This window comes from Kribbella jiaozuonensis, from assembly GCF_005233875.1.
Lineage (GTDB): Bacteria > Actinomycetota > Actinomycetes > Propionibacteriales > Kribbellaceae > Kribbella > Kribbella jiaozuonensis.
The window spans coordinates 739969-765324 of the sequence record NZ_SZPZ01000003.1; the positions used below are offsets into that span (position 1 = coordinate 739969).

General features: G+C 68.6%; 26 protein-coding genes. 18 read left to right on the forward strand and 8 right to left on the reverse strand.

The annotated features are described in order from the left end of the window. Positions 1-125 precede the first annotated feature (125 nt). Positions 126-1136, reverse strand: a complete 1011-nt coding sequence (locus tag FDA38_RS23290) for a LacI family DNA-binding transcriptional regulator (protein WP_137256193.1) — start codon at positions 1134-1136, stop codon at positions 126-128. A gap of 116 nt (positions 1137-1252) precedes the next feature. Here FDA38_RS23290 and FDA38_RS23295 point away from each other — a divergent pair, with 116 nt between their 5' ends. The 4 genes from FDA38_RS23295 (at position 1253) to FDA38_RS23310 (ending at position 4503) form a co-directional block, all read left to right on the forward strand. Further along, the gene (locus FDA38_RS23295) at positions 1253-2155 is read left to right on the forward strand and encodes an amidohydrolase family protein (protein ID WP_137256194.1); all 903 of its coding nucleotides are present in this window, start codon (positions 1253-1255) and stop codon (positions 2153-2155) included. Then, a complete protein-coding gene (locus FDA38_RS23300; RefSeq protein ID WP_137256195.1) occupies positions 2152-2712 on the forward strand; it encodes a cysteine dioxygenase in 561 nt (186 codons plus the stop codon). Before FDA38_RS23295 ends, FDA38_RS23300 begins: the two co-directional genes overlap by 4 nt. 86 nt (positions 2713-2798) lie before the next feature. Next, entirely contained in the window at positions 2799-3617 is an 819-nt protein-coding gene (locus FDA38_RS23305; RefSeq protein ID WP_137256196.1) for a class I SAM-dependent methyltransferase, read from the forward strand. Between the two features lie 13 nt (positions 3618-3630). After that, positions 3631-4503 carry a bifunctional helix-turn-helix transcriptional regulator/GNAT family N-acetyltransferase gene (locus FDA38_RS23310; RefSeq protein WP_137256197.1) on the forward strand — a complete coding sequence of 291 codons (873 nt, stop codon included), beginning with the start codon at positions 3631-3633 and terminating at the stop codon, positions 4501-4503. Positions 4504-4506: 3 nt separating this feature from the next. Here the strand turns inward: FDA38_RS23310 and FDA38_RS23315 are convergent, their stop codons facing one another. Beyond that, positions 4507-5601: a TIGR03118 family protein gene (locus tag FDA38_RS23315; RefSeq protein ID WP_137256198.1), complete on the reverse strand. Its 1095-nt coding sequence runs from the start codon at positions 5599-5601 to the stop codon at positions 4507-4509. 132 nt (positions 5602-5733) lie between these two features. Here FDA38_RS23315 and FDA38_RS23320 point away from each other — a divergent pair, with 132 nt between their 5' ends. Together FDA38_RS23320 and FDA38_RS23325 are read left to right on the forward strand one after the other, a co-directional pair. After that, positions 5734-6126: a RidA family protein gene (locus FDA38_RS23320; protein ID WP_137256199.1), complete on the forward strand. Its 393-nt coding sequence runs from the start codon at positions 5734-5736 to the stop codon at positions 6124-6126. Positions 6127-6187: 61 nt separating this feature from the next. Next, positions 6188-6994: a PhzF family phenazine biosynthesis protein gene (locus FDA38_RS23325; RefSeq protein ID WP_137256200.1), complete on the forward strand. Its 807-nt coding sequence runs from the start codon at positions 6188-6190 to the stop codon at positions 6992-6994. On the opposite strand, the gene FDA38_RS23330 is transcribed toward FDA38_RS23325, so the two are convergent. Continuing rightward, complete coding sequence (locus tag FDA38_RS23330; protein ID WP_137256201.1) at positions 6991-7614, reverse strand: hypothetical protein; 624 nt, start codon at positions 7612-7614, stop codon at positions 6991-6993. The two genes, FDA38_RS23325 and FDA38_RS23330, sit on opposite strands and share 4 nt — an antisense overlap. A 247-nt stretch (positions 7615-7861) precedes the next feature. Between FDA38_RS23330 and kdpF the strand changes: the two genes are divergently transcribed. The 7 genes from kdpF to FDA38_RS23365 all read left to right on the forward strand — a co-directional run bounded on the left by kdpF (position 7862) and on the right by FDA38_RS23365 (position 16474). Continuing rightward, positions 7862-7951, forward strand: coding sequence for a K(+)-transporting ATPase subunit F (gene kdpF / locus FDA38_RS23335; protein ID WP_137256202.1), 90 nt, complete (start codon positions 7862-7864; stop codon positions 7949-7951). Beyond that, positions 7951-9612 (forward strand): potassium-transporting ATPase subunit KdpA, encoded by a 1662-nt coding sequence (gene kdpA / locus FDA38_RS23340; RefSeq protein ID WP_137256203.1) that lies wholly within the window; start codon positions 7951-7953, stop codon positions 9610-9612. Before kdpF ends, kdpA begins: the two co-directional genes overlap by 1 nt. Before the next feature lie 62 nt (positions 9613-9674). Continuing rightward, positions 9675-11687, forward strand: coding sequence for a potassium-transporting ATPase subunit KdpB (gene kdpB, locus FDA38_RS23345; protein WP_267901765.1), 2013 nt, complete (start codon positions 9675-9677; stop codon positions 11685-11687). Positions 11688-11701: 14 nt separating this feature from the next. Continuing rightward, positions 11702-12331 carry a K(+)-transporting ATPase subunit C gene (gene kdpC / locus FDA38_RS23350; protein WP_137256205.1) on the forward strand — a complete coding sequence of 210 codons (630 nt, stop codon included), beginning with the start codon at positions 11702-11704 and terminating at the stop codon, positions 12329-12331. Positions 12332-12343: 12 nt separating this feature from the next. After that, the gene (locus tag FDA38_RS23355) at positions 12344-14905 is read left to right on the forward strand and encodes a sensor histidine kinase (RefSeq protein WP_137256206.1); all 2562 of its coding nucleotides are present in this window, start codon (positions 12344-12346) and stop codon (positions 14903-14905) included. Continuing rightward, on the forward strand, positions 14902-15579 hold the full coding sequence (locus FDA38_RS23360) for a response regulator (protein WP_137256207.1): 678 nt from the start codon (positions 14902-14904) through the stop codon (positions 15577-15579). The genes FDA38_RS23355 and FDA38_RS23360 overlap by 4 nt, the downstream gene beginning before the upstream one ends. 52 nt (positions 15580-15631) lie before the next feature. Continuing rightward, the gene (locus FDA38_RS23365; RefSeq protein WP_137256208.1) at positions 15632-16474 is read left to right on the forward strand and encodes a prenyltransferase/squalene oxidase repeat-containing protein; all 843 of its coding nucleotides are present in this window, start codon (positions 15632-15634) and stop codon (positions 16472-16474) included. A 42-nt stretch (positions 16475-16516) separates the two neighbouring features. Here FDA38_RS23365 and rpmG read toward each other — a convergent pair whose 3' ends face one another. Then, positions 16517-16684 carry a 50S ribosomal protein L33 gene (gene rpmG / locus FDA38_RS23370; protein ID WP_137256209.1) on the reverse strand — a complete coding sequence of 56 codons (168 nt, stop codon included), beginning with the start codon at positions 16682-16684 and terminating at the stop codon, positions 16517-16519. Between the two features lie 124 nt (positions 16685-16808). Between rpmG and FDA38_RS23375 the strand changes: the two genes are divergently transcribed. Both FDA38_RS23375 and FDA38_RS23380 read left to right on the forward strand, forming a co-directional pair. Next, positions 16809-17891, forward strand: a complete 1083-nt coding sequence (locus FDA38_RS23375; RefSeq protein WP_137256210.1) for a GTP-binding protein — start codon at positions 16809-16811, stop codon at positions 17889-17891. Then, positions 17888-18133: a type B 50S ribosomal protein L31 gene (locus FDA38_RS23380; protein WP_134110539.1), complete on the forward strand. Its 246-nt coding sequence runs from the start codon at positions 17888-17890 to the stop codon at positions 18131-18133. The genes FDA38_RS23375 and FDA38_RS23380 overlap by 4 nt, the downstream gene beginning before the upstream one ends. A gap of 47 nt (positions 18134-18180) precedes the next feature. Here the strand turns inward: FDA38_RS23380 and FDA38_RS23385 are convergent, their stop codons facing one another. Continuing rightward, on the reverse strand, positions 18181-18546 hold the full coding sequence (locus FDA38_RS23385) for a nuclear transport factor 2 family protein (protein ID WP_137256211.1): 366 nt from the start codon (positions 18544-18546) through the stop codon (positions 18181-18183). Positions 18547-18632: 86 nt separating this feature from the next. Here FDA38_RS23385 and FDA38_RS23390 point away from each other — a divergent pair, with 86 nt between their 5' ends. Continuing rightward, complete coding sequence (locus FDA38_RS23390; RefSeq protein WP_137256212.1) at positions 18633-20054, forward strand: aromatic amino acid lyase; 1422 nt, start codon at positions 18633-18635, stop codon at positions 20052-20054. Here the strand turns inward: FDA38_RS23390 and FDA38_RS23395 are convergent. From FDA38_RS23395 to FDA38_RS23405, 3 genes are read right to left on the reverse strand one after another with little or no spacing between them, the layout of a single operon-like run. Next, entirely contained in the window at positions 20051-20809 is a 759-nt protein-coding gene (locus FDA38_RS23395; RefSeq protein WP_137256213.1) for an IclR family transcriptional regulator, read from the reverse strand. The genes FDA38_RS23390 and FDA38_RS23395 overlap by 4 nt on opposite strands. Positions 20810-20834: 25 nt before the next feature. Continuing rightward, positions 20835-21026 (reverse strand): hypothetical protein, encoded by a 192-nt coding sequence (locus FDA38_RS23400; protein ID WP_137256214.1) that lies wholly within the window; start codon positions 21024-21026, stop codon positions 20835-20837. Beyond that, positions 21023-21913 carry a GNAT family N-acetyltransferase gene (locus FDA38_RS23405; protein WP_233714877.1) on the reverse strand — a complete coding sequence of 297 codons (891 nt, stop codon included), beginning with the start codon at positions 21911-21913 and terminating at the stop codon, positions 21023-21025. The genes FDA38_RS23400 and FDA38_RS23405 overlap by 4 nt, the downstream gene beginning before the upstream one ends. A gap of 62 nt (positions 21914-21975) precedes the next feature. Here FDA38_RS23405 and hutH point away from each other — a divergent pair, with 62 nt between their 5' ends. Continuing rightward, positions 21976-23562, forward strand: a complete 1587-nt coding sequence (gene hutH, locus FDA38_RS23410) for a histidine ammonia-lyase (RefSeq protein ID WP_137256215.1) — start codon at positions 21976-21978, stop codon at positions 23560-23562. Positions 23563-23579: 17 nt separating this feature from the next. Next, a complete protein-coding gene (gene hutU, locus FDA38_RS23415) occupies positions 23580-25235 on the forward strand; it encodes a urocanate hydratase (RefSeq protein WP_137256216.1) in 1656 nt (551 codons plus the stop codon). Positions 25236-25356: the final 121 nt, after the last annotated feature.

A 25356-nucleotide genomic window follows, 5' to 3' on the forward strand; every position in this document is an offset into this window, starting at 1 on the left:
GAGCGTGCGGGGGATGCCCACATACCATCACGCTCGTCCCGGATCGTGGACAACGGATAGTAAGTGTAGTGAGTTAGTCTAGTTTCGAGCGCGTGGATGCTGTCGCGTATCGGTGGCCGGCTCGCCTAGGTGGTCGGCGGGGCGGCTACCGAGCCGCGTTCTATCAGGGTTGGCGTGAGGGTGGTGCGGCGGACTCGGCGGTTGGTGTCAACAGCCGACGTGACGCGGGTGACGACGTGGGTGACCAGGTCGTCGAGGGGCCAGTGGAACGTCGACAGGGGTGGCGTGAGCAGCTGGGACAGCGGCTGGTCGTCGTAGCCGAGCAGGGACAGGTCGTCGGGGATGCGGAGGCCGAGCTCGCGGCTGGCGGCGTACACGCCGAAGGCCATCGAGTCGGCGAGCGCGAGGATGCCGGTCGGGCGGTTTGCGGTGGTCAGCAGCGTGCGGGCGACGTCGGTCGCGCCGGCCAGGTCGTGCGGGCATTGCAGCAGACGGATCTCCAGCCCGAGGTCGGCCGCCACCCGCTGGGCGATCTCCTCGGCGGGCCGCTCGACCTCGAAGCGCCGGGTCGGGCTCAGTACGGCGACGTTGCGGTGACCCGCATCGGCGAGCCGGCGCAGCGCCGTACTCACGCCGGTTTCGTTGTCGAAGATCACCTCGGACTTGGCCTTCGCGCCGGGCAGGGCGTCGCCGATCGCGATCACCGGCGCCTGCTTGGCGATCTCGGCCCAGGCCTTGGCGGCCGGGTCGATCGGGATCACCACGATCGCGTCGGCGCGGTGGTCGACCAGGTGCTGGGCGAGCTCGAGCTGCCGGTCCGCGTCGCCGGCCGAGTCGATGATCCAGGCGTTCCGGTCCGGGGCGAGGAGCTCGCGGCCGAGCGCGGCTGCGACGCGCTGCTGCCAGAGGTCCTCGAGGGATGCGCAGAGTACGCCGATCGAGCCGCTCCGGCCCGAGGCGAGCGCGCGGGCGACCGGATCAGCCTGGTACCCGAGGCGGTCGGCCGCGTCCTGGACCCGCTGCCGGGTCTCGGGCGTGCCGTGCAGACCGCGCAGCGCGTACGACACAGCGGCCATCGAGAGCCCGGTCTCGGCGGCAATGTCCTTGAGGGTTGGCCTCCGGCCGGTTCCGGACATGCCCACGACCCTAGCCGCAGCCGTGGACAAAAACTTGACAAGCACGGCATTGAAGCGCTTCACTCTAACCATCCTGAAGCGCTTCAATCTGATCAAACCCCAGTGAGGAGGAGCCGATGATCGACGTCCACCAGCACCTGTGGCCGGAAGCGTTCGTCGACCGGCTCCGGGCGCGCCGCGAGCCGCCGTACCTCGACGGCTGGACGCTGCACACCGCGACCGAGGCGCCGTACGACGTGGATCCCGCGGCGCACGAGATCGGCAAGCGGGTGGCGCTGGAACAGGACGCCGGTACGACGCTCGCCGTCGTCTCGCTGTCGAGTCCGCTCGGTATCGAGGAACTCGGCGACGCGGAGCTGCTGGCCGCCTGGCATGAAGGCGCCGCGCTCTTCCCGCAACCGTTCAGGTCCTGGGCGTCTGTCGATCTCCTCGAGCCTGACGTCGACGAGCTGAAAGCCCTTCTGAACAAGGGATTCCTCGGTCTGCAGCTGCCCGCGCACGTGCTCGGCTCGCCGTCGTCCTGGGAAGCGCTGGGCGAGTTGCTGGAGACCGCCGAGCGGTTGAACAAGCCGATCCTCGTACACCCCGGCTCGGCCCGATCCAATGAAGCACAGTGCTGGTGGGCGCCTGTCGTCGACTACACCAGTCAGCTGCAAGCGGCCTGGTGGGCGTGGCACGCGTTCGGCGGACGGCGTACGTACCCGGGCCTGCGGTTGTGTTTCGCCGCCGCGGCTGGTCTCGCGCCGGTGCACCACGAGCGGCTGGCTGCTCGCGGCGGGCGGCTCGGCACCATCGATCCCAATCTGTACGTCGACACCTCGAGCTACGGCCCGCAGGGGATCGACGCGGTCGCCCGGATCCTCGGCATCGACCAGGTCGTGCACGGCACCGACCGGCCGTACGCCGGAACCACCGACCTCCGCCAGGGCGACGCCGCGACCGCGGTGATCCGCCACGACAATCCACACCGGATGCTGTTCGGCGCCGGTGCTTCTACTCCTGAGAGGGGAGTGCAGTGACTGCCCAGCCGATCGACGTACCGAACGTCCCAGCTCGCCAGGCCAGCCGGCTCGTGGAGCTCAACAACTGTCTGTCGCTGGATGACCTTCCAGGCCGGGATCTCAACCCCGACGAGCTGTCGGAGCTGGCCGCGTCGATTGCCGCGCAGCCGCACCTGTGGGAGGACCAGGTCGCGTACTCCGACGAGGAGCGCGTCTTCGCGTCCCTGCACCGTGACGCGAACGTCGACGTCTGGCTGATCTGCTGGACCCCTGTGAACGACACCGGCTGGCACGACCACGACATCTCGTCCGGCGCGGTCGCGGTTGCTCGCGGCAAGCTCGTCGAACACAACCTCGCGATCGGCGTCGAGTCGATCGAGACCGAGGTCGAGGCCGGCGATGTGTACGGCTTCGGCCCGGACCACATCCACCGCCTGACCGGTCTCGACAAGGGCAGCGTCACCGTCCACGCGTACAGCCCGCCGCTGTGGCGCATGGGCCAGTACTCGGTGAAGGAAGGCGTACTCCGCCGGGTCTCGGTCTCGTACGCCGACGAGCTCCGCCCGATCGACTGAGGTGAACCGGGGCATCCCGGGGCAGATCGATCTGCCCCGGGATCTGGCCTGCCTGGGGGCGGGTTCTGTGCTCAGACTCGGGTGTCATGACGATGCACTTGGAGCTCGAAGAGCACTACAGCGAGCGGTACGACGAAGCGAGCCGGCTGGGGTCGACCGTCAAAGGGCGGTTGGAGCTGGCGCGGGTCCAGGATCTGCTCAACAGGTACCTGCCGGCGCCTCCCGCGGCGGTTGCGGATATCGGTGGCGGGCCCGGGGTTCACGCGGGCTGGTTGAAACATCGCGGGTACGACGTCGAGCTGCTCGATCCGGTCGAGCGGCACGTGCGGCAGGCGACCGAGGCCGGGATCAGCGCAGTACAAGGGGATGCGCGGGAGCTGCCGTGGGAGGACGAGGAGTTCGACGCGGCGTTCGTGGCCGGGCCGATGTATCACCTGCGGGAGCCGGAGGAGCGGCAGCTCGCGCTGCGTGAGGCGATCCGGGTGACGAAGCTCGGTGGGTTCGTCGCGGTGGTCGCGATCAACCGGGCGGCGAATCTGATCGGGTCTACGCTGGCCAACACATTGATCCAGCGGCAGGCGGTGGTGACGGACATCCTGCGCGACGGGTACAGCCCGCGGAATGATCGAATGGCGCATACGACGTACCACACCGTCGCGCAGCTACGAGCCGAGCTCACCCACGCCGGCCTCCGCGGCGTCATGATCCACGGCCTGACCGGTCCCGGCGGCTGGCTCACCGTGATGATCGACGCCCACTACGGCGACCGTCCCCTCCCCGACACCCTCCAAGAGCCGGATCCACTCCGCACAGCCCTCGAATGCGCCCGCCTCGCCGACTCCTTCCCGGAGATGGTCCAGTCGAGTTCTCTCCTCTTCGGAGTAGGCCAACGAGCAGATCTCTGACTAAAGTCAGAGGATGGGTGTTGTGGAGGTGCGGCGGTTCAATCGGATGGTTACTCAGCGGGTGGGGGCGTTGCAGGAGGACTATTTGGCGCGCGGTCGTCCGCTGGGGGAGGACCGGGTGTTGTGGGAGATCGGGGTGGAGGGGTGTGACGTGCGCACCCTGCGTGCGCGGCTTGATCTCGACTCTGGGTACATGAGTCGGCTGCTGCGGTCGCTGACGAAAGCTGGACTCGTGGAGGTTGAGCCGAGCGCGGCGGATGCGCGGGTGCGGATCGCGCGGCTGACCAACACAGGGCTCGACGAGCGGCGCGTGCTTGATGAGAGGTCGGACGAGTTGGCGAGTTCGATCCTCGAGCCGCTGGACGAGCGGCAGCGGGCGCGGTTGACGGCGGCGATGGATGAGGTGACCCGGTTGCTGACGGCGTCGATGGTGCAGGTCGAGATCGTCGACCCGCGGCTGCCGGTGGCGCGGTACTGCTTGAACTCGTACTTCGAGGAGCTCGGCCGGCGGTTCGAGACTGGGTTCGACCCGGCGCGGAGTATCTCGGCGGACCATGCCGAGTTGACGCTCCCCGGCGGGTTGTTGCTCGTGGCAACGTTGCGGTCGGAGCCGGTCGGGTGTGGTGCGCTCAAGCTGCACGGCACCGGGCCGGCCGAGATCAAGCGGATGTGGGTGTCACCGGATGCGCGGGGGCTCGGGCTGGGCCGTCGACTGCTGGCAGAGCTCGAGCGTACGGCGGCCGCGAACGGCGCCACCGCCGTACGGCTCGAGACCAACCGCAACCTGACGGAGGCGATCGCCCTCTACCGCTCCTCGGGCTTCGAGGAGGTGCCGGCGTTCAACACCGAGCCCTACGCGCATCACTGGTTCGAGAAACCGCTCTGATACCTACGGCATCCGGAGCTGGCCGAGGAGACCATGTGTCTCCTTGGCCGGCCCGGCGGAGAACCACAGCGCGTCGGTCCCGCCGGTGGTGGCAGTGCCTGGCAGCAGCGCCCAGAGGCCGTCGATCACCAGGGTCTTGCCATGGCTGTTGCGGACCTGCCCGGCGAAGTCGAACCTGCCGTGCGACTTCGGCCGCAGGATGTTGATCCGGCCGTCGCCGAAGTTGCCGACGAGGACCGTACCGGTCGGCTCACCCCAGGACGCGGGAGCAAGCGTCAGACCCCACGGCGCGTTCAGCGTGCCGCGAGACGCAACCCGGGTGACGAACTTGCCGTCGACGGTGTACTCGTCGACGTACCCGAGTCCGCGCCCGGCCAGGCTGCGACCGGTCTTCGGGTCGGGCTTCGCGTACGTCACGAAGATGTGGTCGTTCAGCGTCTGCACGTTGAACGGCGCGTACCCGCGCGGCAGCGAGAAGTCCCGGAACGCCCACTTCGACAGCTTCACCGGCATGAACGCGTTGTCGAACACGTCCACCTTGCCCTGCGCGAAGTTCGCCGCGAACAGTCGGTCGGACGCCGGCGAGATCGCCAGCCCGGTGTACGCCGCGCCCTTGACGGTCGCCTTGATGTCGGCCGGACCCATCACCGGGTTGATCGTCGGGTTCCAGGCCGCGATCTGCCCGGTCAGAGTGGCGAAGATGAACCGTGCCGGTGCAGACGCCGTCGCGTTGCTGACCAGGAAGCCGGTGCCCGGGTTGGACACCTGCCCGGTCGGCAGCGGCACCGTCACCCGGACGGTCGGCACCTTGGTCACGGTGTTCGAGCCGGGCGCGGACGAGTACAGCGTGGACGTCGACGTACCTTGGTTGGACACCCAGAGCGGGGTGGTCGCGCCGAGCGACAGACCCCACGGGTTCACCAGGTCCGGGTCCGTCAGGACGGCTTTGCCGGCCTGGTCAGAGACCAGGTTGACCTGTTGTACGGCGAGTGCGTGATGCGACCCGTGTGCGCTGGCGGTCACCGGGGTGACAAGTGCGAGGCCGCTGACCAGTGCGGTGGCAACCGCGAGTGGCCGGCCCTTCGAGCGGAGTGACATGTCACTTTCCTGTCGGTAGGGATGCGGAACACCATCGATACGACCGGGTGGGCTAGGCGGTTCAATCGCCGCAAGGTAGACATGGCGGAGAACTCGGGTGGGGAAGCATTGATGAAGTAGAAGGGGGAATCCATGTCCGATCTAGCAATCGAGCCGCTGAATCCGTCGATCCTGCCGATGTCGGGTAAGTACAGCCACGGCGTCCAGGTCGACGGCGCGCAGCGGATGGTGTTCGTCAGCGGTCAGGTGCCGTGGGGCAACGAGCACGGACGGGTGCCGGAGACGTTCGAGGCGCAGTGCCGGATGGTCTGGCGGAACGTGCTCGCCGTACTGTCCGAAGCGGGGATGGGGATCCGGAACCTGGTGAAGGTGACGACGTACCTGTCCGACCGCCAGTACCGCGCGCTGAATGCGAAGATCCGCGAGGAGGTCCTCGGTGATCACGCCCCGGCGCTCACGGTCGTCATCGCCGACATCTACGCGGAGAACTGGCTCCTCGAGATCGAGGCCGTCGCAATGGCCTGAGCGGTCCACCTCGTGCCGAATGGCTATGGATACCCACAGCGGTCCTGTTTAGCGTCGAGCTATGAGGATCAGGGTTGTCGACGCGTTCGCCGATCGTCCGTTCAGCGGTAATCCTGCCGGAGTGTGTCTCCTCGAGGCCGGGGCATGGCCCGACGAGGCCTGGATGCGGTCCGTCGCGGCCGAGCTGAAGCACGCCGAGACCGCGTTCGCGCGACCGTCGGAGCGGCCCGACGCGGACTGGGATCTGCGCTGGTTCACGCCGACGAAGGAGGTCGTGCTCTGCGGGCACGCGACGCTGGCGACCACCCATGCGCTGGCCGCGGACGGAAAGGTGTCCGGCAAGGTCGCGTTCGCGAGCCTGAGCGGCATCCTCGTCGCGACTGTCGAGGACGACGGGATCACGCTGGACTTCCCGGTCAACCGGCCGTTCGAGGTGCCGGTGCCGGTCGGGCTGGCGGCGGCCTTGTCGGTCGAGCCGGTCGAGGTCTACGTCACCGGCGAGCTCCGCGATCTCCTGGTCGTCGTACGTGACGAGGCAGCCGTGCACGCGGTGATCCCGCAGTACGACGCGATCGCGGCGATCACCGAGCGGGAGAAGCTGCGCGGGGTGATCGTGACGGCGGAGGGTTCGGAGTACGACTTCGTCTCGCGGTTCTTCGCGCCGGGCAGCGGGATCCCGGAGGATCCGGTGACCGGCAGCGCGCACACCAGCCTGACGCCGTACTGGGGCGAACGCCTCGGACGGAACGAGCTGGTCGGGTACCAGGCGTCCGCCCGAGGCGGGGTCGTCCAGGTCAGCTCATCCGGCGACCGCGTCTACCTGAAGGGCCAGGCGATCACGGTCCTGGACGGTGAGCTGCTGGTCTAGGCCCAGGTCTCGGCGTGGGTCGCCACGCCGTTCGGGGCGATGAGTTCGGTGACGACGTCCTCCGCGTCGGCATCCAGCGGCTCGAACGGCGGCTCCGGTACGACGTACGCCCGCGCGCCGGCGACCATCTCGATCCCGGGCAGCTCGAACCAGGCCTCGCCGACCTCGCGGCTGATCTCGTAGATCGCCTGCTCGGCGGAGTCGACCGGCTCCCGCTCGCCGGACTCGTCCAGCTCGGCCGGGTGCCGCTCCTGCGCGGCCCGGCCGGCCTCCAGCAGCGCGTCCAGGTCGACCACCCGCAGGTCGAACCGGGACACCACGCTGATCACCTGGTCCGGCTCGACGTCTTCCTCGTCCTCGTCGTCGTCGGAGTCGTCCAGCAGCAGCGGCGTCGTACCGGTGTGCTCGAAGACGGCCTCGTTCCAGTCCTCGACCACACCCTCGAGGGCGGCGTTGTGCTCGAACAGCTCGGCGTTGTCCTCGTCGCCGGTCATCGCGAGCAGCGCGTCGGTGTGGGCCAGCAGGCGCTCGGCCAGCTTCTGGCTGGCCTCGGCCAGCGCGGCCCGGGTCTCCGCGGAGAAGAACTGCTCGGCGGGGGCGGGGGTGTCCAGTTCAGTCACGTGCGGGATCTTCCCTGTCTGTCGGTGGGCATGCCAGCCGTAAGTATGTGAGAAGCCTGTGAGAGCTCTGTCAGCGGGTGTGAGAGGCCTGCGAGAACCCTCCTGAGCAGGCAGCTAGCGGTGTGCAGTTGAACCCATGAGCACATTTGTCGCGAGGTGGAGCCGTCATGGGTGACGTCATCTACATCGCAGTCACCGTCGTCGTGTTCGCGGCCATCTGGTTCGCGCTGCGTGGAGTGGAGAAGTTGTGAGCGCCGAGAACATTGCCGGCCTGGTGGTGGCCGCTGCTCTGGTCCTCTACCTGATCGCCGCCCTGATCTTCCCCGAGAGGTTCTGATGTCAGACACCGCGGCCGGCCTGTTGCAGGTCGGCTTCCTCCTCCTGTGCCTGGCGGCCGTCTACCGGCCGCTGGGTGGGTACATGGCTCGGGTCTTCACGTCCGACAAGGACCTGGCCGTCGAGCGCGTGACCTACAAGCTCTTCGGCGTCGACTCGAAGGCCGACCAGACCTGGGGCGTCTACGCCCGGTCGCTGATCGCCTTCTCGGCCCTGAGCCTGGTACTGCTCTATCTGTTGCAGCGGATCCAGCACTGGCTGCCGCTGTCGCTGGGCCTGCCGAACGTCGAGTCCGGGCTGGCGTTCAACACCGCCGCCTCGTTCGTCGCGAACACCAACTGGCAGTCGTACTCGCCCGAGGTGACGATGGGCCACCTGGTCCAGTTCGCCGGCCTCGCGGTGCAGAACTTCCTGTCCGCGGCCGTCGGCATCGTGGTCGCGGTCGCGCTGATCCGCGGCTTCGCCCGGGCCAAGACCGACCGGCTCGGCAACTTCTGGGTCGACCTGACCCGGACCACGCTGCGGATCCTGCTGCCGATCGCGGTTCTCGGCACCCTCGCGCTGGTCGCGATGGGCGTCGTACAGAACTTCTCCGGCGGGCACGAGGTCGCGTCGGTCGTCGGCCAGAGCCAGACCATCCCCGGCGGCCCGGTGGCCAGCCAGGAGGTCATCAAGGAGCTCGGCACCAACGGCGGCGGCTTCTACAACGCCAACTCCGCGCACCCGTTCGAGAACCCGAACGGTCTGTCGAACCTGTTCGAGATCTTCCTCGAGCTCGTCATCCCGGTCGCGCTGACCCGCACCTTCGGCCTGATGGTCAAGGACAAGCGGCAGGGCTACGCGATCCTCGGCGTGATGGGCACGCTCTGGGCGGCCTTCACCTTCGCCGCGACCTTCTTCGAGAACCAGGGCGCCGGTACGGCGACCCAGGCCGCGGGCGCTGCGATGGAGGGCAAGGAGACCCGCTTCGGCGAATGGGCCTCGGCGCTGTTCGCGACCTCGACGACGGGTACGTCGACCGGTGCCGTGAACTCGGCGCACGACTCGTTCACCCCGCTCGGCGGCGGTACGACGCTGTTCCACATGATGCTCGGAGAAGTCTCGCCGGGCGGAACCGGAACGGGTCTCTACGGCATGCTGATCCTCGCCGTGTTGGCGGTGTTCGTCGCGGGCCTGATGGTCGGACGCACCCCGGAGTACCTGAAGAAGAAGATCACCGCGCGCGAGATGAAGCTGGTCTCGTTGTACATCCTGGCGACGCCGACCGTCGTACTGATCGGTGCTTCGCTGGCGATGGGGCTCGCGGTGGCCCGGGCGTCGATCTTCAACACCGACAGCCCGCACGGGTTCTCCGAAGTGCTGTACGCGTTCACCTCGGCCGGTAACAACAACGGCAGCGCGTTCGGCGGTCTGAGCGCGAACATCCCGTTCTACAACACCGCTCTCGGGCTGGTGATGTTGCTCGGCCGGTTCGTCCCGATCGTATTCGCGCTGGCGCTGGCCGGTTCGCTCGCCCAGCAGCAGCCGGTACCGGTGACCCAGGGCACGCTGCCCACCCACAAGGCCCTGTTCGTGACGCTGCTCGTCGGCACCGTCCTGATCGTGACCGGCCTGACCTACTTCCCTGCACTGACTCTTGGACCCCTCGCGGAGGGACTGTGACCACGCTCGTAAAGCCGCCCGCGTCCACGCCGGCGGTACCCCCGAAGAGAGCAGCTTCGGGTCTGTTCGACCCGAAGATGCTGCTCACCGCCCTGCCCGACGCGGTCCGCAAACTCGACCCGCGGGTGATGGTGAAGAACCCGGTCATGTTCGTGGTCGAGGTGGGCGCGGTCGCGTCGACGATCTTCGCCTTCACCGACTCGAGCGTGTTCGTCTGGTGGATCGTGGTCTGGCTCTGGCTGACCGTGATCTTCGCCAACCTGGCCGAGGCCGTCGCGGAAGGCCGGGGCAAGGCCCAGGCCGAGACGCTGCGCCGGGCCAAGACCGAGACCACCGCGCGCCGGCTGGTCGGCGACCGCGAGGAAGAGGTCCCCGCGACCCAGCTCAAGCTCGGCGACCTCGTGGTCGTCGAGGCCGGGCAGATCATCCCCGGCGACGGTGACGTCGTCGAGGGTGTCGCGAGCGTCGACGAGTCGGCGATCACCGGCGAGTCGGCCCCGGTCATCCGCGAGTCCGGCGGTGACCGGAGCGCGGTCACCGGTGGCACCAAGGTGCTGTCGGACCGGATCGTCGTGAAGATCACCACCAAACCCGGTGAGAGCTTCATCGACCGGATGATCGCGCTGGTCGAGGGTGCGTCACGGCAGAAGACGCCGAACGAGATCGCGCTGAACATCCTGCTGGCCAGCCTGACGATCGTGTTCCTGATCGCGACCGTGACGCTGCCGACGTTCGCGAACTACGCACACGTCGATCTGAACATCGTGATCCTGGTGGCCCTGCTGGTCTGCCTGATCCCGACCACGATCGGCGCGCTGCTGTCCGCGATCGGTATCGCCGGTATGGACCGGCTGGTGCAGCGCAACGTGCTGGCGATGTCCGGACGGGCCGTCGAGGCCGCCGGCGACGTGAACACGCTGCTGCTGGACAAGACCGGCACCATTACGCTGGGCAACCGGCAGGCCGCGGAGTTCATCCCGGTCAAGGGTGTGAGCGACACCGAGCTCGCCGACGCGGCGCAGCTGTCCAGCCTCGCCGACGAGACGCCGGAGGGCCGGTCGATCGTCGTACTGGCGAAGACCGGGTACGGACTGCGTGAGCGCCACACCGGAGAGTTGCCGCACGCAACCTTCGTGGAGTTCACCGCGCAGACCCGGATGAGTGGTGTCGACCTGGACGACCGGCAGGTCCGCAAGGGCGCGGCCGGCGCGGTCAACGCCTGGATCAACCAGCACGGCGGGCAGATCGACGTACAGCTCGGCGAGATCGTCGACGGCATCTCGGCCTCCGGCGGTACGCCGCTGGTCGTTGCCGAGAGCATCAACGGCAAGGCGCGTCCGCTCGGCGTCATCCACCTCAAGGACGTGGTCAAGGAAGGCATGCGGGAGCGGTTCGACCAGATGCGTGCGATGGGCATCCGGACCGTGATGATCACCGGTGACAACCAGCTGACCGCGAAGGCGATCGCCGAGGAGGCCGGGGTCGACGACTTCCTGGCCGAGGCGACGCCCGAGGACAAGATGGCGCTGATCAAGAAGGAGCAGGAGGGCGGCCGGCTGGTCGCGATGACCGGTGACGGTACCAACGATGCGCCGGCGCTGGCCCAGGCCGATGTCGGCGTGGCGATGAACTCCGGTACGTCGGCCGCGAAGGAGGCCGGCAACATGGTCGACCTCGACTCGAACCCGACCAAGCTGATCGAGATCGTCGAGATCGGCAAGCAGTTGCTGATCACCCGCGGATCGCTGACCACGTTCTCGATCGCGAACGACGTGGCCAAGTACTTCGCGATCCTGCCGGCGCTGTTCGCCTCGGCGTACCCGGGGCTGGACAAGCTGAACATCATGGGGCTGCACTCGCCGGAGTCGGCGATCGTGTCCGCCATCGTGTTCAACGCGCTGGTGATCGTGGCCCTGGTGCCGCTGGCGCTGCGCGGGGTCCGGTACAAGCCGTCGTCGGCCTCGGCGATGCTGCGCCGCAACCTGCTGATCTACGGCATCGGCGGTCTGATCAGCCCGTTCGTCGGAATCAAACTCCTCGACCTGGTGATCTCCTTGATCCCGGGTCTGCGGTGAAAGGCTAGTTGTTCATGGCAAGCAATCTGCCCGGCTCGGTCCGGCAGTTCGGAGTGGCGCTACGGGCGCTGCTCGTGTTCACGGCGATCCTCGGGATCGTCTACCCGCTGGTGATGACCGGGGTCGCGCAGGCCGTCTTCCACAGCAACGCGAACGGGTCGGTCGTCAAGGTCGACGGCAAGGACGTCGCCTCCGACCTGATCGGCCAGGCGTACACGATGGACTCCGGGAAGAAGGATGCCGACGGCAACGCGATCATGGTCGCGGACCCGAAGTGGTTCCAGACCCGGCCGTCCGCGGTCGACTACGACGGGATGGGTAGCGCTGCCTCGCAGTACGGGCCGAACAACCCCGACCTGGTCAAGCTGATCGAACAGCGCCGGCAGGACGTCGCCAAGCTCGAGGGCGTCGACCCGTCGCAGGTCCCGCCGGACGCGGTCACCGCGAGCGGTAGCGGCCTCGACCCGGCCATCAGCCCGGCGTACGCCGCTCTGCAGGTCAACCGCGTCGCTCGCGAGCGGGGACTGCCGGTGGAGAAGGTCCAGCAGCTGGTGAAGGACAACACGAAGGGCCGCACGCTCGGGTTCCTCGGGGAGCCGACGGTCAATGTGGTGACGTTGAACGCCGCCTTGGCTGCCAGCTGAGAGTATGAAGGTATGAAGCGCGGGCATCTGCGGGTCTATCTCGGGGCCGCGCCTGGTGTCGGGAAGACGTACAAGATGCTGGGCGAGGGGCAACGGCGCCTCGCCCGGGGGACCGACGTGGTGGTCGGGTTCGTCGAGACCCACGGCCGGGAACACACCGCGGAGATGCTCGCCGGGCTCGAGGTGATCCCGCGGCGGATCATCGACTACCGCGGCGCGAGTTTCACCGAGCTCGACATCGACGCGGTACTGGCGCGGCGCCCGGAGGTGGCGCTGGTCGACGAACTGGCGCACACCAACGTCCCGGGCAGCCGGAACGAGAAGCGCTGGCAGGACATCGAGGAGTTGCTGGCCGCCGGGATCGACGTGATCTCGGCGGTCAACATCCAGCACCTCGAGTCGATCAACGACGTGGTCGAGAAGATCACCGGCGTACCCCAGCAGGAGACGGTCCCGGACCGGGTGGTCCGGGCCGCGGACCAGATCGAGCTGGTCGACATGACCCCGGAGGCGCTGCGCCGGCGGATGGCCCACGGCAACGTGTACGCCGCGGACAAGATCGACGCTGCCCTGGGCAACTACTTCCGGGTCGGCAACCTGTCCGCCCTGCGCGAGCTGGCGCTGCTCTGGCTGGCCGACCGGGTGGACGCGGGGCTGCAGCAGTACCGCCAGGAGCACGACATCGACTCGACCTGGGAGGCCCGGGAGCGGGTTGTGGTCGCGCTCACAGGTGGTCCCGAGGGCGAGACGCTGATCCGGCGGGCCGCCCGGATCGCCGCGCGGTCGTCCGGCGGGGATCTGCTCGCCGTACATGTCGCGCGCTCCGACGGCCTGACCGGGGCGAACCCGAGCAAGTTGGCCGAGCAGCGCAACCTGGTCGAGAAGCTCGGCGGGACCTATCACCAGGTGGTCGGCGACGACATCCCGTCCGCCCTGCTCACCTTCGCGAAGGCCGAGAACGCCACCCAGTTGGTGCTCGGCGGCAGTCGCCGTTCGCGGATCGGGTCCCTGTTCACCGGACCGGGGATCGGCGCGACCACAATCCGCGATTCGGGCGATATCGACGTACATATCGTCACGCACTCATTGATGGGTCGCGGGCGGTTGCCTCGGTTGCGGGGCAGTCTGTCCCGGCGCCGGAAGATCCAGGGATTCGTCCTGTCGATCGTGCTGCCGCCGGTGCTCGCGCTGGTGCTCGGGCTGGGTGGCGACACGCTCAACCTGACCAGCAACGTGCTGGCGTTCCTGCTGGCGGTGGTCGTGGTGGCGCTGGTCGGCGGGATGTGGCCGGCGATGGTGACCGCGGTCGGCGGGTCGCTGGTACTCAACTGGTTCTTCACCCCGCCGAAGCGGACGTTCACGATCGCCGAGCTGAACAACGCGTTGGCGCTGGTGATCTTCATCCTGGTCGCCGCGATGGTGAGCTCGGTCGTCGACCGGGCGGCACGACGTACCAGGCAGGCGGCCCGGGCGGCCGCGGAATCGGAGACGTTGGCGACCTTGGCCGGATCGGTACTGCGAGGTGAGACCGCCCTGCCCGCGCTGCTCGAACGGGTGCGCGAGGCCTTCGGGATGACCGGGGCGTGTCTGATGGAACGTGTGGACGACGACGAGCTGACCGAGGTCTGGCGACCGCTGGCCTCGGCCGGTTCCCTGACCTGCACCCGTCCGGAGGAGGCCGACGCGGAGATCCCGGCGCGGGACGACCTCGTTCTGGTGCTGCAAGGTCATCAGCTGGAGGCGGACGAGCGCCGGCTGGTCGGGGCCTTTGCGGCCCACGCCGCCGCGCTGGTTGACCGGGCCCGGTTGAGCGAGGCGGCCGCGGAGGCCAAGCCGCTCGCCGAGGCCGACAAGCTGCGTACGGCGTTGCTCCGGGCAGTCGGCCACGACCTGCGTTCCCCGTTGGCGTCGGCGAAGGCGTCGGTGACTTCGCTGCGCAGCGATGATGTGGAGTGGAGCGAGTCCGAGCGGGCCGAGCTGCTGGAGACCGCGGACGAGTCGCTGGACCGGTTGTCGCGGTTGGTGGACAACCTGCTCGACCTGAGTCGGCTGCAGGCCGGCGTACTGCCGGTGTTCACGCGGCCGATGGCGCTGGACGAGATCATGCCCGGCGTACTGGCCGAGCTGGGTGACGAAGCCGACCAGGTGACCGTCGACATCCCGCACACGCTGCCGCTGGTCGAGGCGGACCCGGCGCTGCTGGAGCGCGTGGTGGCGAACCTGCTGGCGAACGCGATCCGCTACTCGCCGCCCGGACGTCCGCCGCTGATCACCGGGAGCGCTCTGGGCGAAATCGTCGAGATCCGGGTGATCGACCGCGGGCCGGGGATCCCGCGCGAGGACCGGGACCGGATGTTCGCGCCGTTCCAGCGCCTCGGCGACACCGACAACACGGTCGGCGTCGGGCTGGGGCTGGCGCTCGCCCGCGGCCTCGCCGAGGCGATGCACGGTGCGCTGCTGCCCGAGGACACCCCCGGCGGTGGCCTGACCATGGTGGTCACGATCCCGACCGCCAGCCTCCGCCCGACCGACGCCCCGGTCCCGGGAGCACGCGAACGATCGGAGCAGGAGTGACGAGAGTATTGGTGGTCGACGACGAGCCGCAGATCGTGCGGGCGTTGCAGATCAACCTGAAGGCGCGTGGGTACGAGGTGCATCTGGCCGGCACCGGTACGTCGGCGTTGAAGGTCGCCGCGCAGCATCCGCCCGAGCTGGTGATCCTCGACCTCGGGCTGCCGGACTTCGACGGCGTGGACGTGATCCGCGGGCTCCGCGGCTGGACCGACGCGCCGATCCTGGTGCTGTCCGGGCGGACCGACCAGACCGACAAGGTCGAGGCGCTGGACGCGGGCGCGGACGACTACGTGACGAAGCCGTTCGGCATCGATGAGCTGCTGGCCCGGATGCGCGCCGTACTCCGACGCAGCAACATCGCCCAGGACCAGCCCGTGGTGACCGTCGGCGGCTCCGTCGTCGACCTGGCGGCCAAGCGCGTCACACTGGAGAACGGCGAAGACATCCGCCTCACCCCGACCGAGTGGCACCTGCTCGAGGTCCTGGTCCGCAACCCCGGCAAGCTGATGTCCCAACGCCAGCTCCTGACCGAGGTCTGGGGCCCCGGCTACGAAACCGCCAGCGGCAACCTCCGCTTCTACATGGGCCAGCTCCGCCGCAAACTGGAGCCCGATCCGGCCCGCCCGAAGCACCTCCTGACCGAGCCGGGCATGGGCTACCGCTTCGAGCCCTGACGGTGTCCGTTTCGTTCAAGACCTCCGGCCGGATCTGCGGGAGGGTAGGCACATGGACATCTTCACCGCAGGTCGGGACTTTGTACGGCGGGATGCTCGGCTGCTCGAGCGTCGGCTCTTCGCCACGGTTTTCGAGGGCGCTGATCCACAAGGCGTGATCGACGCGCTGCGTGGGTTCCAGAACGCCGACGGGGGCTTCGGGTGGGGGCTGGAGCCGGACAAGCGGTGTCCGGACAGCTTGCCGCTCGATGTCGAGGTCGCGTTCAGCACACTGATCGCGGCAGGCGCTCGGGACGACGAGATGGTCCGGCGCGCGGCCGACTGGCTGGCACAGCTCGCCAACGCCGACGGCGCGGTCCCGCTGTGCGGTCCGGCGGTGGAGGGCTACCCCCGGGCCGAGCACATCACCGAGTGGACGTACCAGCCCGGCATCAACCCCACCGCGGGTCTGGTCGGCCGGCTCTATCAGCTGGGCGTCGAGCACCCGTGGCGCGACCAGGCCGGCGCCTGGTGTGCGGCAGAGTTGGCGAAGGAGTTCCCCGAGGACGCCCATGGGATGCACGAGGCGCTGGAGTTCCTGGAGCACACCGACGACGTCGACGTCGATCTGGTCCGCGACTGGCTGCCCAAGCTGCAATGGTTCCGGGCCGACGCCGCGGATCCGACGTACGGCGTGACGCCGCTGCACCTCGCGCCGACGCCGGACAGCTTCTGGAACCAGCTGTTCACCGACGAGCAACTCGATGCGCACCTGGACCGGCTGATCGCCGACCAGCAGGACGACGGCGGCTGGGCCCTCACCTGGGAGCCGCCGGGACCGGCGTCCACCCTCGAGTACCGCGGCATCGTGACCGTCGGCGCACTACGAACGCTGAAGGCGTACAACCGCCTCTAGACACAACGAAGCCCCCCGCTGCGGCGGGGGGCTTCGTTGTGTTTACCGCTCTTCGCGGAAGTCGACGTGGGACCGGGTCTTCGGGTCGTACTTGCGGATGATCAGCCGATCGGGATTGTTCCGGCGGTTCTTCCGCGTTACATAGGTGAAGCCGGTGCCGGCGGTGCTGCGGAGCTTGATGATGGGGCGGAGGTCGTTGCGCTTGGCCATGGTGTCCTTTCCCGGATCACCTGGCGGGTGACCCTTACTTCAGTGAACGCCGGCCGGGTGGCGGCTATTCCGCCTCAGAGGGTACTTTGTAGTGGTTATCGTTTTCAATAAGACAGGAGAGTCGATGCTGCCGGTGACCTTGCTGACGGGCCTCGACGAGGAGCTTCGCGGCGCCGTCGCGGGGAATCTGCTGGCTGCCGCCGGCCCGACCGGCGTCCTGGTGGAGTACGACGTGAGCGGCCTGAGTGCGGGCTCCGTCGTACGGATCGCGCGTACTGCGGCCGGCGTGATCGACCGCGAGGTGATCACGATGGAGCACCCGTGCGTCTCCTGCGCGATGCGCGGCTCGCTCGTCCAACTGCTCTCCAGTATTGCGGCCATCGAGCGGTACGGCGTGGCGATCGTGAACGTCCCAGCCGCCGGTGACACCCAGGCGATCGCGGCCGAGCTCTCGGCGGCCGACGACCTCCGCATCGACGCGATCCTCACGACCGTCGACGCCGCCACCGTGGTCGCCGATCTGACCGGTGACGAGCTGATCCGTGAGCGTGGCATCCCGACGGCTTTGGAAGACGGGCGTGCGATCGCCGAGGTTGTGGTCCGGCAGTTGGAGTCGGCCGATGCTGCGGTGCTGAGTGATCTGGATGCGGAGGCGCTGGTGCGGGCGATCAACCCGCGGCTGCTGATCAAGTCCACGCCGGCGGGGCTGCTCGGCGTACGGCTGCACGCTCCTGGGAACGTCGTCGAGCCCGGCTCGATCGCGGCGCCCGCGGACGGCGAGGTGCCGACGCTGGTCTGGCAGTCCAATCGACCGTTTCATCCGGAGCGCTTGTTCGATGCCCTCGAGGATCTGGTCGCCGGGTCGGCCCGCGGCCGCGGCACGCTCTGGATCGCGACCCAGCACCGCAACCGGCTGAGCTGGGACAGCTTCGGCACGAACATCTCGATCGGCGTCCTCGGTCCGTGGCTGGCCGACCTCCCGGCGGACCGCTGGCCCGCGGTCGGGCAGCAGCACCAGGCCCGGTCCGCCCTCGAGTGGCACCCGGAGTACGGCGACCGCGCGTCGTACCTGTCGATCACCGGACCCGGTGTGGAGCTGCGGGAATTAACCGAGCGCCTCGACGGTTGTGTGATGCGTGCGGATGAAGCGGTCCATCCCCTGACCGACCCGTTCGCCCCTTATCTGGAAGGAAGTACGGCAGCATGAAGAAAGACATTCACCCCGACTACCGCCGGGTTGTCTTCCGGGACAAGTCCGGTAACTTCAGCTTCCTCACCGGTTCGACCCGCGAGAGCAACGAGACGGTCGTCTGGCACGACGGGAACACCTACCCGGTCGTCGACGTCGAGATCTCGTCCGCGAGTCACCCGTTCTACACGGGCCAGCAGCGCGTGATGGACACCCAGGGCCGGGTGGAGAAGTTCAAGAAGCGCTACGGCCAGAAGTAATCCCTGGTCTTTCCACAGCCCGTCGCCTCTTTGGCGACGGGCTGTTTCTATGTTGTCGCCTTGTGGCAGAACGCCTGCAGCCAGCGTCCGTCGGAGCGCACGTAGACCTGGCTGATCCATTCTTCGACCTCGTACGGCGTCCCGTCCCAGCTGCCGGAACTCGCCTTCCGGGCGGTCAGGACGACCGTGTCGCCGACCCGGGCGATCCGCTCGCCGCCGACTGTCGTCATGCTGTGGTGCTGCAGCCGGCCCGACGCGATCCAGCCGATGATGTCCGCCTTGGGTGTGATTCCGGTGGCGTCGACGGCGACCCAGTCATCGGTCCAGCAGTTCGCGATCAGCTCGGCGTCGTTGCCGATCAGCACCGCGTCCGCCTCGGCCGCCTCCGCGCGTACTTCTTCCTCGACTGTCATGGGTCGATTTTGCGCGTCTCGGGTTCGAGACGTTTGGGTGGGCGCGGCGCTTACCTCGCGGGCCGGGGCGGTTCCACACTGTGGGGATGGAGCCGGTTGAGCTGACGGGTGCCGGGCTGAGCCCGCTCGAGGCGGTCGCGCTCGGGCAGCGACGCACTGCGGTTCGGCTGAGTGACGACGCCCGGAAGCGGATGGAGGAGTCAGCCGCGGTGGTCGCCGAGGTCGCTGGACGGCGGCCGGTGTACGGGCGGACGACGGGCGTCGGGGCGAACCGCGACGTACTCACGTCCGACCCGGAGCACGGCGCGCGATTGCTCGGGTCGCACAGTACGACGGGTACGACGTCGTACCCGAAGGATGTCGTCCGGCTCGGGCTGCTGATCCGGGTCAACCAGCTCGCCGCGGGCGGGTCCGGGCTCCACCCGGCGGTGGCCGATGCGATCGTTGGGCTGCTCAACGATGACGACCTGCCGGACCTGCACCGGGGTGGTGCGATCGGGACCGGCGACCTCGGGCCGCTCGCGGAGCTCGGGCTCGCGCTGGGCGATGTCATCGACGGGACCAGCGCTCTCCCGCTGCTGTCCAGCAATGCGCTCACGCTCGCCGAGTGCTGCCTCGCGTATGTCGAGGCGGGCACGCTGATCAACGTCGTACCGTTGGTCGGGGCGCTCTCCCATGTGGCGCTGCGCGGCAACGCCGAGGTGTACGACGTCCGTGTACACGAGGCCCGTCCACAGCCGGGGCAGGTGCGGGTCGCCCGCAGGATGCGTGGACTGCTCGACGGCCTGCCGCTCTTGCCTGCGCGTGTCCAGGATCCCTTCGGGTTAAGGGCTTTCGCGCAGGTGCTCGGTCCTGCCGTCGATCATGCCGATGCCTTGGGCAACAGTGTGCGGATCGATATCAACGCGGCCGCGGAGAACCCGCTGGTGGCCGGCGACACCGTGCTGCACAACGGCAACTGGCACGCGATGCCGATCGCACTCGCCCTCGACTCGCTCCGACTCAGCCTGCACAGCGTCGCGACCCTGTCCACCACCCGCGTCGCGAATCTGGTTGACCCGGATTACACCGGCCTCAGCCGCTTCCTGGCCAGCGGCGCGGAGGCAAGCTCAGGCGTGATGATGATCGAGTACGTCGCGCATGACGCACTCGCGGCGGTCCGCTCTGCTGCCCAGCCCGCCACACTAGGCACGGCGACGCTGTCCCGAGGCGCCGAACTCCACGCCAGCTTCGCGCCACAAGCCGCAGTCCTAACTGCCCAGCTCCTAGACGCTCTCCGCGAGGTCCTAGCCAGCGAGCTGGTCACCGCCGTACGCGCCATCCGCCTGGCCGGCCTGACCCCCGACGACCTGTCCCCTGCAGCCGTCGGCCCCTGGCTCGCCGACGCCCTGGCCGTCCTACCAGACAGCCTGGCCGACCGCTCCCTCCGCGAGGACCTGGAAATAGCCCGCGGCGTCCTAACCCAATGGGGCGACCGCCAAGTCGAACACCCAGCCGAGTCAGGCTAGCCGTGGAGGCGGCGGGATAGGGCGGTGGCGGCTTGGCGGATTCGGTGGGCTAGGTGGGGGCGGTCGGGTGGGGGGACGGCGTCTGTGCGGAAGGTGACGCTGATGGCGGCGGCTGGGTGGCCGGCGTGGTCGACGGCGGCGCTGGCTACGGAGGCCATGCCGGGGGTGATGAAGGAGTCCTCGACGGCGTAGCCCTGGCGTTTCTCGTCGGCCAGTAGGCGGCGGAGTTGGGTGAGGGTCTGCGGGCCGAGGTCTGTGCGGCGGACGAAAGACTCGGGAGTGGGGAAGAGAGCCCGCACCTGGGCAGGTGGGAGCTCGGCGAGGAGCGCGCGCCCGGATGCGGTGAGGGTGGCAGGCAGGCGCACCCCGACATCGGTCACCAAAGTCACCGGCCGCGGCGGCTGCTCCTTCAGCAGGTAGACCAGCTCCCGACCATGCAACACCCCGAGATGCGCCGTCTGCCCCACCTCGTGCACCAGCTGCACCAGCAACGGCCGAGCCAGGCGCTCCAACGGATCGTGCCGCAAGTACGCCGACCCGATCTCGAACGCAGCAACCCCGAGCCCGTACCGCTTCTCCTCAGGCAGATGCACGACGAAACCCTCGTCGATCATTGCCCGCAGCAAGTGGTACGTCGACGAGCGCGGCAGGCCGACCGCGGAGGCGATGCGCTCCATCGGTACCGGACCGGGCTGGGTGGCCAGGAACGTCAGCACCCGCAGCGTACGGGTCGAGGCGGGAACGTTGCCGCTCACAACGGCAGGGTAACCCGGCCCCGCCTTAGATCCCTGACGATTGGCGTTTCTTCGCGCGGCTCCGTCGCAACCAGAACCGCAGCCCCTCACCCGCCACCGCGATCGCGAACAGCCCGCCGGCGACACCCCAGTCCAGGAACTCCGACCCCGAGACCAGCAACCCGACCACGACCGACACGACCAAGAAGAACAGCAACGAGACAACGAGTCGCTTCACAGAGCCTTCTCCGCAGTCCACGCGCCGGACGTCGTCCGGTAACCGAGCCACTTGTTGACCGCGAGCATCGGAAGATTCCCCGCGTCGTTCCCGGTCGATGCCGTCACGAACCCGGCGTCCCGGGCCGCAGCCAGCGCGTGCGACTTCACCACCTTCGCCAGCCCGCGCCCGCGCGCCGACGGGATCGTCCCGGTCAGGTTCGACCAGATCACCCCGCGGTCCGCATCAGCAGTCGTGGTCACGAACGACAGCACCCGATCACCGTCCAGTACGGCGAAGCTCAGGTCCCGCCGGATGTCTGGGTTGTTCCACGACACCTTCACCCATTCGTCGTACGCCGGTCCGCCGGAGAACCCGCTCGGATCGTCGTCCCGCACCTGGACCTCGGCGTCGAACACCTGCCGCGGCTCCAACTCGGCGTACGTGGTCAGACGCAGTCCGGCCGGCGGCGCGACCGGCTCGCGGGCCTCACGCAGATCGGCGGCGGCATGACTCATCCGCCGCCCCAGCTCGAACCCGCGCTTCTCCGCGAACGCCTTGGAATCCTCAGCCACAGCGGCCAGCAGCCGACCGGCCCCGGCCGTGACAGCCTCCGCGGAGATCGCGGTCAGCAACGCAGTGCCGATCCCACGCTCGCGGTACGACGGTGGCACCTGGACAGTGATCCGCACCCGGGCCCCGGCCACGCCCGCCTCGGGTAGGTAAAGGTTCGAGTACCCGACCACGTCCGGACCGTCCACCGCGATCAGGATCACCCGGCTCCGGCCACCTCGCAGTTCGGTCTCGATGGCCCGCGCCGACTTCACCAGATGCGGCATCACGGCTGCCCAGACCTGCGCGACGCCGACCGCGTCCGCCGGCCGCGCCGGCCGGATCTCGAACACCATGGCTTGACTCTATGTGTTCGCGGGTCCACAGCTGACGTCTCAAATTCGAGACAGAAACTGGTATGCCGCTCCTGTCGAGGAGCATCCCGGCGCGGTCCAATGATCGGGTGGAAGACACGGTGATTGTCGGTATTGGACCGCTGACCCCGGCCGAGGTGGTCGCGGTCGCGCGGTACGGCGCGCAGGTACGGATCGACGACCAGGCTCTGGAGGAGATCGCGAAGTCACGCGCCGCGATCGAGGCGCTGGCCCACGCGGACACCCCGCACTACGGCGTCTCGACCGGGTTCGGCGCACTCGCGACGCGGCACATCGCGCCGGAGTTGCGGGCCCAGCTGCAGCGCAGCCTGATCCGCTCGCACGCGGCCGGGTCCGGCCCGGAGGTGGAGACCGAGGTCGTACGGGCGCTTGCCCTGCTGCGACTCTCGACCCTCGCGACGGGCCGTACGGGCGTCAAGGTCGAGACGGCCCAGGCGTACGCCGGTCTCCTCAACGCGCACCTGACCCCGGTCGTGCACGAGTACGGCAGCCTCGGCTGCTCCGGCGATCTCGCACCGCTGTCCCACGTCGCCCTCGCGATCCTCGGCGAGGGCAAGGTCCGTGATGCCGACGGCAACCTTCTCGACGCCGGCGAAGCCCTGCAGCAGAACGGTCTGACGCCGATCGTGCTCGCGGAGAAGGAAGGTCTCGCGCTGATCAACGGGACCGACGGCATGCTAGGCATGCTGGTCCTCGCGCTCGCCGACCTCGACCGGCTCTTCAAGACCGCCGACCTCGCCGCCGCGATGAGCGTCGAGGCCCAACTCGCCACCGACCGCGTGTTCGCCGAGGACCTGCAGGCTCTCCGTCCGCACCCCGGCCAGGCCGCGTCCGCCGCCAACCTCCGCACGATCCTCAAGGACAGCGCGATCGTCGCGAGCCACCGCGGCCCGGACTGCAACCGCGTCCAGGACGCGTACTCGCTCCGCTGCTCCCCACAGGTCCACGGCGCAGCCCGCGACACCGCCGCCCACGCAGCGAGTGTTGCCGACCGCGAGCTCGCCGCCGCGATCGACAACCCCGTAGTACTGAAGGACGGCCGCGTCGAGTCCAACGGCAACTTCCACGGCGCCCCGGTCGGGTACGTGCTCGACTTCCTCGCCATTGCCGTCGCGGACCTCGCCAGCATCAGCGAACGTCGTACCGACCGTTTCCTCGACGTGGCCCGCAACCACGGGCTGAACGCCTTCCTGGCCGACGATCCCGGGGTCGACAGCGGCCACATGATCGCGCAGTACACGCAGGCCGCGATCGTGTCCGAGCTCAAGCGTCTCGCCGTACCCGCCAGCGTCGACTCGATCCCGAGCAGCGCGATGCAGGAGGACCACGTCTCGATGGGCTGGTCCGCCGCACGCAAACTGCGCAAGTCGGTCGACGGCCTCCAGCGCGTCCTGGCGATCGAGATCCTCACCGCCGCGCGGGCGCTGGACCTGCGCGCGCCGCTCACCCCGGCCCCGGCAACCGAAGCCGCCAAGGCCGTACTACGGGAGCACGTCGAGGGCCCCGGCACGGACCGCCACCTGGCGCCCGAGCTCGAGCACTCCGTCCAACTCGTTGCCAACGGCACCTACATCGAAGCCACCGAGGCCGTCACCGGCCCGCTCAACTGAGAAAGGCTGGATCACCCATGTCCGGACCCCGTCCTGTACGCGCACCCCGCGGCACCACCCTCACCGCTCGCGGCTGGCAGCAGGAAGCCGCGCTGCGGATGCTGCAGAACAACCTCGACCCCGAGGTCGCCGAGCACCCCGACGAGCTCGTCGTGTACGGCGGTTCCGGCAAGGCCGCCCGCGACTGGAACGCGTTCGACGCGATGGTCCGCACCCTGACCACGCTCAAGGACGACGAGACCATGCTCGTGCAGTCCGGCAAGCCGGTCGGCGTGATGCAGACGCACGAGTGGGCGCCGCGCGTCCTGATCGCGAACTCGAACCTGGTCGGCGACTGGGCCACCTGGGAGGAGTTCCGCAAGCTCGAGGCAATGGGGCTCACGATGTACGGCCAGATGACGGCCGGCTCGTGGATCTACATCGGCACCCAGGGCATCCTGCAGGGCACGTACGAGACGTTCGGCGCGGTGGCCGAGAAGCGCTTCGGCGGCACGCTGGCCGGCACCATCACGCTGACCGCGGGTCTCGGCGGTATGGGTGGCGCGCAGCCGCTGGCCGTCACGATGAACGACGGCGTCGCGATCTGCATCGACGTCGACTCGTCGCGGATCGACCGCCGGATCGAGCACCGCTACCTCGACGTACGGGCGAAGGACCTGGACGACGCGCTGCGGTTGGCGGAGGAGGCGAAGAAGGCCCGCCGGCCGTTGTCGATCGGTGTCCTGGGCAACGCCGCGGTGATCGTGCCGGAGCTGCTGGAGCTGGGCGCGCCGATCGACATCGTCACCGACCAGACCTCGGCGCACGACCCGCTGATGTACCTGCCGGTCGGTATCGAGTTCGACGACTGGGCGACCGCCCGCGAGAAGGACCCGGCCGGGTTCACCGAGCGCGCGCAGGCCTCGATGGCGCGACACGTTGCCGCGATGGTCGGGTTCCAGGATGCCGGCGCCGAGGTGTTCGACTACGGCAACTCGATCCGGGACGAGGCGCGCAAGGCGGGTTACTCCCGCGCGTTCGAGTTCCCCGGCTTCGTACCGGCGTACATCCGGCCGTTGTTCTGTGAGGGAAAGGGCCCGTTCCGGTGGGCCGCGCTGTCCGGCAACCCCGCCGACATCGCGAAGACGGACCAGGCGATCCTTGACCTGTTCCCGGACAACGAACATCTGACCCGGTGGATCAAGCTGGCCGGTGAGCGGGTCGCGTTCCAGGGTCTGCCGGCGCGGATCTGCTGGCTCGGACAGGGCGAGCGGGACAAGGCCGGCGTGCGGTTCAACGAGATGGTTGCCTCCGGCGAGCTCGAGGCGCCGATCGTGATCGGTCGCGACCACCTGGACACCGGCAGCGTGGCATCGCCGTACCGGGAGACCGAAGGCATGCTCGACGGTTCGGACGCGATCGCGGACTGGCCGTTGCTGAACGCGATGGTGAACGTGGCCAGCGGTGCTTCCTGGGTGTCGATCCACCACGGCGGCGGCGTCGGTATCGGCCGGTCCATCCACGCCGGTCAGGTATCTGTTGCCGATGGCACCGATCTGGCCCGGCAGAAGCTGGAACGGGTGCTCAGCAACGACCCGGCGATGGGTGTGATCCGTCACGTCGACGCAGGCTACGAGAAGGCTGTCGAGGTCGCCGACCAGCGGGGTGTGCGCATCCCGATGCGGGAAGGCTAACTGTGTGCGACCGTGGCAATCTGTAGTGCTACGGTGCACTTTTCCAAGGGGCGAGAAACCATGCGATCGCGTGGTTTCGGTCTTTCGTTCCGCTAGGGTCTTTCGGGCGACCGATGACCAG